The organism is Pseudomonas agronomica (assembly GCF_025917275.1).
In the GTDB taxonomy this organism is placed as follows: Bacteria; Pseudomonadota; Gammaproteobacteria; order Pseudomonadales; family Pseudomonadaceae; genus Aquipseudomonas; species Aquipseudomonas agronomica.
Map to the genome: position 1 here is coordinate 1 of NZ_JAOSHO010000695.1, position 2093 is coordinate 2093.

Below are 2093 nucleotides of genomic sequence, written 5' to 3' on the forward strand. Positions count from 1 at the left end.
GCGCGCAGCCAGGCGTTATGCCGCTCATGAGCCCGGAGACCGGCCTGATTCATCCAACGGCATCACGGTGGGCGATGCCAGGCTCATTGCCGTTCTTTTTTTGCCCGCCCGCCGTTATCCAGTCCCAACGGAGAGCTCCCCATGACCGACACGCCCGATCGCGACGAACGCCACCTGGCGCGCATGCTGCGCAAGAAAGCCGTGATTGACGAGCGCATCGCCAACTCGCCGAACGAGTGCGGCCTGCTGCTGGTGCTGACCGGCAACGGCAAGGGCAAGAGCAGTTCGGCGTTCGGCATGCTGGCCCGGGCCATGGGCCACGGCATGCAATGCGGCGTGGTGCAGTTCATCAAGGGGCGCAACAGCACCGGCGAGGAGCTGTTCTTCCGCCGCTTCCCCGAGCAGGTGCGCTTTCATGTCATGGGTGAAGGCTTCACCTGGGAAACCCAGGATCGCCAGCGTGACATTGCTGCCGCCGAAGCGGCCTGGGCCGTGTCGCGTGAGTTGCTCCGCGACCCGTCCATCGGCCTGGTGGTGTTCGACGAACTGAACATTGCCCTCAAGCACGGCTACCTCGACCTCGATCAAGTCCTGAGCGATCTGCAAGCACGCCCGCCCATGCAGCATGTGGTGGTGACCGGTCGCGGCGCAAAACCCGAGATGATCGAATTGGCCGATACCGTGACTGAAATGGGCATGATCAAGCATGCGTTCCAGGCCGGTATCAAGGCACAGAAAGGCGTCGAACTGTGAGCGATGCGCCGATGACCAGCCGCCACTGTCCGGCGGTATTGATAGCCGCCCCGGCTTCCGGCCAGGGCAAGACCACCGTCACCGCCGCCCTCGCACGGTTGCACCGCAACCAGGGGCGCAAGGTCCGGGTGTTCAAGTGTGGCCCGGACTTTCTCGACCCGATGATCCTTGAGCGAGCCAGTGGCGCGCCGGTTTATCAATTGGACATGTGGATGGTCGGCGAGCAGGAAAGTCGCCGGCTGTTGTGGGAGGCCGCCGCCGAAGCGGACCTGATCCTGATCGAGGGCGTGATGGGGCTGTTCGACGGTACGCCGTCCAGCGCCGACCTGGCGCGGCATTTCGGCGTGCCGGTGCTGGCCGTCATTGACGGCACGGCCATGGCCCAGACTTTCGGCGCCTTGGCCCTGGGCCTGGCGCGTTATCAACCAGACCTGCCGTTCGCCGGGGTCTTGGCCAATCGGGTCGGGACCTTGCGTCATGCGCAGTTGCTCGAAGGCAGCCTGACCGAGGGCTTGCGCTGGTACGGTGCGTTGTCCCGGGAAACCGGCATCGAGTTGCCCAGCCGCCATCTCGGGTTGGTCCAGGCCAGTGAGTTGAACGACCTGGACATTCGCCTGGATGCTGCCGCCGAGGCGTTGGCCAATAGCTGTGAAGTGGCTTTGCCGCCCAGCGTTGAGTTCGCAGCGCCCGAGCTGACCGTTGTCGAGCCGTGGCTTGACGGTGTGCGCATCGCGGTTGCCCGGGATGAGGCGTTTGCCTTCACTTACGGCGCGAGCCTCGATCTGCTGCGGGCCATGGGGGCGCAGTTGAGCTTTTTTTCGCCCATTCATGACAGCGAGTTGCCCGAGGCGGACAGCCTTTATCTGCCTGGCGGTTATCCCGAACTGCACCACGTCGCGCTGGCGCAAAACGCGCCGATGCTGGCGGCGATCCGTGCCCACCATGCGGCCGGCAAACCGCTGCTCGCCGAGTGCGGCGGCATGCTGTACTTGCTCGATTCGTTGACCGACGTCGAAGGCGTCCGCGCCGAACTGCTGGGTCTACTGGCCGGGGATGCGCAAATGCAGAAGCGCCTGGCGGCCCTCGCGTTGCAATTGGTGGATTTGCCGGAAGGCACCCTGCGCGGGCATACCTACCATCATTCGCTGACCAGTACCGGGCTTGAGCCGATTGCTCGCGGGCACAGCCCCAATGGCGGACGAGGGGCGGAGGCGGTTTTTCGACAAGGGCGGATGACGGCTTCCTACGTGCATTTTTATTTTCCTTCCAACCCGAGGGCGATTGCTGCGTTGTTTGCGCCTGACCGTGAAGCAGCCTTCGCGAGCAGGCTCGCTCCCACA

At 64.4% G+C, this 2093-nt stretch carries 2 protein-coding genes; both read left to right on the forward strand.

Features of this window, described 5'->3' with window-relative positions:
* Nucleotides 1-141: 141 nt before the first annotated feature.
* Complete coding sequence (cobO, locus tag OC610_RS26250; RefSeq protein ID WP_264432021.1) at nt 142-753, forward strand: cob(I)yrinic acid a,c-diamide adenosyltransferase; 612 nt, start codon at nt 142-144, stop codon at nt 751-753.
* A gap of 11 nt (nt 754-764) precedes the next feature.
* The coding region (locus tag OC610_RS26255) for a cobyrinate a,c-diamide synthase (protein ID WP_264432023.1) at nt 765-2093 on the forward strand (1329 nt) is incomplete at its 3' end.

Excerpts from the sequence above, each read along its gene's own strand:
- cobO (WP_264432021.1), top strand. The coding sequence starts at position 142 with ATGACCGACACGCCCGATCGCGACGAACGCCACCTGGCGCGCATGCTG.